We start from the raw sequence: 7,708 nt of genomic DNA on the forward strand, positions 1-7,708 counted from the left end.
CGGGCCCCCGCGCGCCCGCCCGGCGCCGCCCGCCCGGTGCTCGGCTGGACCCAGGGCCACGGCGTACCGGCCGGCGACCCGGTGGCGCGGGCCCTCAAGGACGGCCTGGAGAGCGGCGCCCGCCGGGTGCTCCAGCTCTGGGCACCGCTGCTCACCTGGGAGCTGCTGGCCCGCGGCCTGATCGACGGCTTCGTCGGCTACCGCCCGGAGGAGATCGACCTGCCGGCCGGCGCCCTGCTCGCCACCGAGGCCGGCGTCGAGGTCCGCGCGCTGGACGGCGGTCCCTTCACCCCCCGGATCGGGCGGCCGGACACCGCCCGCGGCTACGTCGCCGCCCGCCCCGAACTGCTGCCCTCCCTGCTGGACCTGGTGGCCCGGGGCCTTGGCGCAGGCCCCCTGTAGGCGCGCGCCGCGCCGCCGGTGGGTGACCGACGCCGGACGTTCACATGCCGCCGGTCAGGGCCAGCGCCGCCGTCGCCAGGGCGAGGGCGCCGAGCGCCAGCACCGTGCTGGTCGCGGCGACGCCGCGCAGGGGGACGCGCAGGCCTGCCGAGCGGCAGCGCTCGTACCAGAGCAGGGTGGCCAGTGAGGCCCAGGGGGTGATCAGGGGGCCGACGTTGGTGCCGATCAGCAGGGCCAGCAGCTGGGTGTGGTTGGCCTCCGGCACGGCGGCCTCGCCGGCCAGGTAGACCGGCAGGTTGTTCAGCAGGTTGGACAGGCCCGCGCCGACCGCGGAGGCCCGGAAGAGGCCGAGCGTGCCGCCGTCGGTGCCGACGGCGTCGGCGAGCAGCCGGTGCAGCCCGTGCGCGTCCACGGTCTGCACCACCAGGAACATGCCGGGCACCATCACCAGCAGCCGCCACGGCACCAGCGAGGCCCGCAGCGCCTCCGGCCGGCGCACCGCGAACGCCGCCACCACGACGGCCGCCGCCGCGCCGGACGCGGCCCAGAGCGGGACGACCGCCGCCAGGCTGGCCGCCAGGAAGCCGGTGCAGGCCAGCGCGCAGATCCGGAACAGCACCCGGTCCGCGGGACGGTGCGCCTCGGGCGGCGTGTAGACGGCCGCGCCGCGCCGTCCGCGCCGCCAGTAGAACCCCCACAGGCAGACCATGGTGACCAGCAGCGCGGCCAGTTGCGGCGCCCACATGGCGCGGGCCAGGCCGGCGGGGGAGAGCGCGACCCGGTCGGCGGCCAGCAGGTTGGTGAGGTTGGAGACCGGCAGCAGCAGGCTCGCCGTGTTGGCCAGCCAGACCGTGGTCATCGCCAGCGGCAGCGGGGCGATGCCGACCCGGGAGGCCAGCGCCAGCATGACCGGGGTGAGCAGCACGGCGGTGGTGTCCAGGTTGAGCACCGTCGTGGTGAGCGCGGCGAAGCCGACGCAGAGCAGGAACAGCGCCGGGTAGCTGCCCCGTCCGGCCCGTGCCACCCAGGCCGCCACCACGTCGAACACTCCCGCGGCGCTGGTGAGTTCCGCGAGCACGATGACCGAGCCGAGGAAGGCCAGCAGCGGGGCGACCCGGTGGACGGCCGCTCCGGCGGAGTCCGTCGGCAGGAGCCCGGTGGCGAGGAAGAGCAGGCCGAAGACGAGGAGCCCCGCGGCGAGCAGGTCCAGGGGGTGCAGCCGCTTCACGGCGGGCCAGTACGCGAACACGGTCGTCAGGGTCGCACACGAGGCGTTGCCGGTCGAGGCCGCTGGTCGCACGGAAGGCCGCCGTCCGTTCGCACGTTCGACGTCCCGGGACCGAAAACCACCCGGATCCGTTGCGGCGAAACAGGGTTGAGCCGGTCCGGATCGGTCATAAGCTCCTCCCATGGGGGCTCTTGACACGAGCCCGGGTGGCCCCGGGCCGATCGACTTCTTCATCAGCTACTCGCCGGCCGACGAACGCTGGGCGGCCTGGATCGCCTGGACCCTGGAGGAGGCCGGCTACCGGGCCTTCCTCCAGGCCTGGGACTTCGTGCCCGGCACCAACTTCGTCGACTTCATGGACCGCGGCGTGACCGAGTCCGCCGCCGTCATCGCGCTGCTCTCGCGCAACTACGAGCGCTCGCGCTACGGCCGGATGGAGTGGCAGGCCGCGCTGCGCGCCGACCCGGACGCGCCCGAGCGGCGGCTGGTGACCGTCCGCATCGAGGACATCCCGGTCGACGGCCTGCTCGCCACCCTCACCTACATCGACCTCGTCGGCGTCACCGAACCCGCCCGCGCCCGCGAACTGCTGCTCACCCGGGTCGCCCAGGCGATGGACGGCCGCGCCCGCCCCGAGCTGGTCCCCGGCTACCCCGGCCACGGCGGCCCCGCCGGCCCGCTCCAGGCCCAGGACCCCGCCCAGGCCCAGGTTCCCGCCCCCCGCCAGGTCGGCGGCAACGGCCGGGCCGGACGCCGCCGTCCCTCCGTGCAACCCGAGTACCCGCAGGCCGCCGGCCGCCCCGGCGGACGCGAGGCGGTCACCGTCCTGCACCTGGCCGGACCGGCCTTCGGCAGCGGCTACGACCCCGTCGACCTTCAGGCCGCCATCTGGGGCGACCTCGTCGAACTCGCCGACGCCGGCGCCCCCGCACCCGAACTCGTCGTCGTCACCGGCGACCTCACCGCCACCGGCAGCCCCCGCGAATGCGAGCAGGCGCTCTCCTTCCTCACCGGCATCCGCGCCCTGCTCGGCCTCGAACCCCACCGCGTCGCCGTCCTGCCCGGCGGCCAGGACGTCAGCCAGGCCGCCTCCCGCGCCTACTTCGCCACCTGCGAGGCCGACGAACTGCGCCCCGCCCCGCCCTACTGGCCCAAGTGGCGGCACTACGCCCGGCTGTTCCAGGAGTTCTACCAGGGCCTGGACGTCGTCTTCGACAGCGCCCAGCCCTGGACCCTCTTCCCGGTGCCCGAACTCGGCACCGTCGTCGCCGCCCTCAACTCCTCGATGGCCTGGACCCACCACCCCGAGGACCGCTACGGCTGGCTCGGCCCCGAACAGGCCGCCTGGTTCGCCCAGGCGCTGCGCCCCTACGAGAACGACGGCTGGCTGCGGATCGGCGCCGTGCGCCACCCCGTCTCCGCCACCGCCCCCGGCGCCCGCTCCGGCAACCTCGCGCCCGCCGTCCGCCCGCCGCGCGGCGGCGAGGCCGAACCGCTGCGCGACGGCGACCGCTTCACCCGGCTCACCGCCCCCCGCCTGCACCTGCTGCTGCACGGCCCCGGCGACGGCCGCACCGCCCCGCGCACCCTCACCACCACCGCCGGCACGCTGCCCGTGCTCGGCGCCGCCGCCCCCGGCGCCCACCAACTGCTCCAGCTCACCCCCGACGGCCTCAACCGCTGGCCCGCCCCCGCCGGCGAACGCCAGCGGATCAGCGTGCCCTGGCGCCGGGCCGAGCGCGCCTTCCCGCCCCCGGAGCCCGCCCGGCACGCCGGCCCGCCGCAGCTGGAGGAGGTCCGCGAACCCGCCGACACCGACCACGAGACCCGCGCCATCGTCACCCCGGAGGAGGCGCTGCTGGCCCGGGTCGCCGAGGTCTGCCGCACACTCCACCCCGGCGCCCAGATCCGCCCGGTCGCCGGCACCGCCACCCAGCTCTTCGTCACCTGGGCCGAATCCGGGCTGGTCCGACAGCAACGCGTCGCCGTCCGCGTCGGCACCCCCACCGAGGAGGAGGTCGAACGCTTCGCCGACTCCGTGCACGCCGACGGCACCGCCCTCGACGCCGAACTCGTGCACGACGGCCCGCCGCCCTCCCGCGAACTGCGCGACCGCGCCCGCCGCCGGGGCGTCCGGCTGCGCACCTTCCTGGAGTTCCAGGGCCTGCTCGACCTGCGCGGTTACGTCGCCGCCCAGACCGAGCGGCTCGCCACCGACAGCCAGTACCACCCCGGCCTCTACCTGCCCCAGCGCTACCGCGACGCCGAACGCCCCGCCGCCGACGAGCGCGACGGCCTGGTCGACGAACTGCTCCGGCTGCTCGACTCCGACCACGGCCGCTTCGTCCTGCTGCTCGGCGACTTCGGCCGCGGCAAGACCTTCGCCCTGCGCGAGCTCGCCCGCCGACTGCCCGGTGAACTCCCGCACCTGGCCCCCCTGTTCATCGAACTCAGCGCCCTCGACAAGGCGCACTCGCTGGACGGCCTGGTCGCCGCCCACCTCACCGAGCACGGCATCGACACCCTCGACCTGCGGGCCTTCCGCTACATGCTCCGCCAGGGCCGCGTCGTGCTGCTCTTCGACGGCTTCGACGAACTCGTCAACCGGGTCAGCTACGAACGCGCCGCCGACCACCTCCAGGTGCTGCTCGACGCCGCCGTCGACAACGCCAAGATCGTCGTCACCAGCCGCACCCAGCACTTCAGCTCCCACGAACAGGTGCTCACCGCGCTCGGCGAACGCGTCGGCATGCTCCCGCAACGCCGGCTCATCGCCGTCCAGGACTTCACCCCGCACCAGATCCGCGGCTACCTCGGCAACCGCTACGGCGACCAGGAGGCCGCCGCCCGCCGGATGCGCCTGCTCGAAGGCATCCCCGACCTGCTCGCCCTGTGCCGCAACCCCCGCCTGCTCAGCTTCGTCGCCGACCTCGACCACGACCGGCTGCGCGCCGTCGCCGGAGCCGGCCGCGCGCTCAGCGCCGCCGGCCTCTACCAGGAGGTCTTCACCGCCTGGCTGCGCTTCGAGGAACAGCGCGGCCACGGCGGCCCCGGCGCCGCCCCCGGCCTCTACCTCGACCAGCTCTGGCAGGCCGTCACCATGCTCGCGCTGCGCCTGTGGGAGAGCGGGCGTAGCTCCATCCCGCTCGACGAGATCGTCGACATCGCCGGCGTGCTCAGCGGCCTCGCCGAGAACCGCATGCCCACCCCGCAGGTCGCCCACGCCGTCGGCTCCGGCAGCCTGCTGGTCCGCTCCGACGAGGGCATGTTCCACTTCATCCACGGCTCCGTGGTCGAATGGCTGGTCGCCCGGGCCGCCGCCGAGGCCCTGCGGGGCGGCGACGCCGCCCTGCTCGCCCGAGGCCCGCTCAGCCGGCTCGCCGTCGAGTTCCTCTGCGACCTCGCCGACCACCAGGTCTGCCAGCGCTGGGCCCGCTCCGTCCTGGACGCCGCCGATCCCGCCTCCGAGACGGCCCGGCTCAACGCCGTCAAGGTCCTCGACCGGCTGCGCGTGCCCGCCCACACCGACCTGCGCGGCGCCACCCTGGCCGGCGAGGACCTCTCGCACCGCGACCTCTCCGGCGTCGACCTGTTCGGCGCCGACCTGCGCGGCGCCCGGCTGCTCGGCGCCAACCTCGCCGGCGCCGACCTGCGCGGCGCCCGCCTGGCCGGCGCCCGCCTGGACTCCGCCGACCTCAGCGGCGCCGACCTGCGCTTCGCCGACCTGCACGGCGCCCGCCTCGTCCGCACCGACCTGCGCGGCGCCAGACTGCGCGGCAGCCGCTGGCAGCGCGCCGCCCTGATCTCCGCCGTCACCGACGACGAGGTGCTCGCCGCCCCCGAACTGCGCGCCGCCGCCGTCGCCCCCGGACTGCCCGTCGAAGCCGGCTTCAGCCCCTCCGAGGTCGGCGTCCCCTACGGCTTCGACGTCCGCTCCACCCGGCTGCCCGAACCGGTCGCCTTCAGCCGCGACGGCCACCTGCTCGCCGTCGGCTCCGAGGACGGCAGCGTGCTGGTCTGCGACGCCGTCAGCGGCGTCGCCCTGCGCACCCTCAAGGACCACATCGGCCGCGTCTACGTCGTCAAGTTCGCCGACGACGTGCTCGCCACCGGCAGCGCCGACGGCACCGTCCGGCTCTGGGACCCGGTCTCCGGCGAATGCCGCCACCGCCTCGACGTCCACCCCGGAGGCGTCTGGCCGGTCTCGCTCTCCCGCGACGGCCGGATGGTCGCCACCGGCGACCTCAACGGCGTCGTCACCCTCTGGGACACCGCCACCGGCGAACCCCTGCACCGCCTGCCCGGCCACGCCGCACCCGTCTACACCGCCGTCTTCAACCCCGACGGCACCGTGATCGTCACCGGCGACCAGGGCGGCGGCGCCCGCCTGTGGTCCACCGTCAACGGCCGCCGCCTCGCCGTCCTCCCCGGCCACCGCGGCACCGTCTACCGCTCCGCGTTCAGCCCCGACGGCACCCTGGTCGCCACCGCCGACGGCGGACCGGACGACGGCACCGGCGGCACCGTACGGATCTGGGAGGTGGCCGGACGCCGGCTGCGCCACAGCATGCCCGGCCACACCGGCCGGATCTACACCCTCGCCTTCCACCCCGACGGCGACCTGCTCGCCAGCGGCGACACCGAGGGCGGGATCCGGTTCTGGAACCCCCTCGACGGCACCTCCGCCGGACGGGCCGAGGACTCCACCGGCAAGATCTACCAGGTCACCTTCGACGAGGCCGGCACCCGGTTCGCGGCCAGCGACAGCGACGGCGGCGTCCGGGTCTGGCGGGTCGGCGCCGCCGAGGGCGCGGGCGTCGTCGGCGCGGCGGGCGTGCGCGAGGTGGTGCCGCTGCGCCGGCAGCCCCCCGAGCACCGCGGCTCGGTCTGGGCCTGCCGGTTCCGGCCGGGATCGGGGCGCGGCGGCGCGGAGAGCGACCCGCTGCTCGTCACCGGCGGCAACGACGGCCGGGTCCGGCTCTGGGACCCGGCCAGCGGCCGCAGCCGCCAACTGCTGCGCGGCCACGGCCGGCGGATCGGCTCGCTCACCTTCAGCGGCGACGGCACCCTGCTCGCGGCCGGCGGCAACGACGGCGCGATCCGGGTCTGGGACCCGGCCACCGGCTGCCGGCTGCGCGAACTCTCCGGCCGCAGCAGCCGGCTGGTCTCCGCCGTGTTCAGCCCGGAGGAGGCCGTACTGGCCACCGCCACCAACGACGGCGACCTGTGCCTGTGGAACGCCCGCACCGGCGAGTACCTGCGCGAGATGGACGTCGAGACCGAGCACGTCTGGGCGGAGGCGTTCAGCGCCGACGGCGCCCTGGTCGCCACCGCCAACGACGACGACACCGTCCGCATCTGGTACCGCCGCACCGGCGCCCACCTCACCACGCTGCGCGAGCACCGCGGCCGGGTCCGCTCCATCGCCTTCAGCCCCGACGGCCGGCAGCTGCTCACCGGCTGCGACGACGCCAAGGTCCGGATCTCCGACATAGCGACCGGACGGGTCGAGGCCGAACTCGCCGGCCACACCGACCGGGTGTACGCCGTCGCGCCGTCCCCGGCCAGCACCTGGCTGGCCAGCGTCTCCTGGGACGGCACCGCGCTGATCTGGGTCGGCCGCGCGGTGCGCCACCGCCTCACCGGCCACATCGGCCGGCTGTGGACCGCCGCCGCCCACCCGCACCGCCCGCTGCTCGCGACCGCCGGCGACGACCGGGTGGTCCGGATCTGGGACCCGCTCGGCGGCACCGAAGTGGCCGGCCTGCGCGGCCACACCGGCCGGATCCTCGCCGTCACCTTCAGCCCGGACGGCTCACTGCTCGCCAGCGGCGGCGAGGACGGCACCGTCCGGCTCTGGCGCGTTCCCGCCGACGGCCGCCCCACCGCCCTCGCCACCCTGCTCGGCGCCCCCGACGGCTGGGCGGCGCTGCTCCCCTCCGGGGCGTACAAGTGCGAGGGCGACGTGGCCGGCGAGTTCTGGCACGCCGTCGGCATGTGCCGCTTCGAGCCCGGCGAGCTGGACGGCCACCTCCCCGGCGTCCACCGGCTCGCCCAGGAGGAGGAGTTGTAGGGACG

The 7,708-nt window shown here is 75.9% G+C and carries 2 protein-coding genes and 1 pseudogene; 2 read left to right on the plus strand and 1 reads right to left on the minus strand.

The features are described from left to right. Nucleotides 1-402 (plus strand): annotated as a pseudogene (locus tag ABD308_RS35265) (inositol monophosphatase family protein); the annotation flags it as partial. Between the two features lie 40 nt (nt 403-442). Here the strand turns inward: ABD308_RS35265 and ABD308_RS35270 are convergent. Continuing rightward, entirely contained in the window at nt 443-1,651 is a 1,209-nt protein-coding gene (locus tag ABD308_RS35270) for an ArsB/NhaD family transporter (RefSeq protein ID WP_344344094.1), read from the minus strand. A gap of 160 nt (nt 1,652-1,811) precedes the next feature. On the opposite strand from ABD308_RS35270, the gene ABD308_RS35275 reads away from it, so the two are divergent. Beyond that, entirely contained in the window at nt 1,812-7,703 is a 5,892-nt protein-coding gene (locus ABD308_RS35275) for a WD40 domain-containing protein (RefSeq protein ID WP_344344096.1), read from the plus strand. Nucleotides 7,704-7,708 lie beyond the last annotated feature (5 nt).

The sequence above is a fragment of the Kitasatospora putterlickiae genome, from assembly GCF_039527695.1.
Classification (GTDB): Bacteria; Actinomycetota; Actinomycetes; order Streptomycetales; family Streptomycetaceae; genus Kitasatospora; species Kitasatospora putterlickiae.

What these genes read in the sequence shown, in the direction of transcription:
- ABD308_RS35275 (WP_344344096.1), top strand. Translation starts at nt 1,812, where the DNA reads ATGGGGGCTCTTGACACGAGCCCGGGTGGCCCCGGGCCGATCGACTTC.